This window comes from Companilactobacillus tucceti DSM 20183, assembly GCF_001434665.1.
Lineage (GTDB): Bacteria > Bacillota > Bacilli > Lactobacillales > Lactobacillaceae > Companilactobacillus > Companilactobacillus tucceti.
The window spans coordinates 1-209 of record NZ_AZDG01000049.1; the positions used below are offsets into that span (position 1 = coordinate 1).

The 209-nt window shown below is 31.1% G+C and carries 1 protein-coding gene; it reads right to left on the reverse strand.

The annotated features are described in order from the left end of the window. Positions 1-80: 80 nt before the first annotated feature. Positions 81-209: transposase (locus FC72_RS10590; RefSeq protein ID WP_157051171.1), on the reverse strand; the 129-nt coding region annotated here is incomplete at its 5' end.

The following is a 209-nucleotide window of genomic DNA, read 5'->3' on the forward strand; positions in this document are numbered from 1 at the left end:
AAAAAAGATCAGAACGTGGAAATCGTAAGATTTCCCGAACTGATCTTTTTTATTTTGAAAATATTAAAAAGGAAGATTGGCTATTTAGCCAATTTTCCTATATTCATTGCCATTAATACGAATCCCATTTGTTTCTTAATGTTCTCATTACCTCGAACCGTAAATTTAGTGAACTTCAAATAAGACTTAAGGTGACCGAAAACTGATTC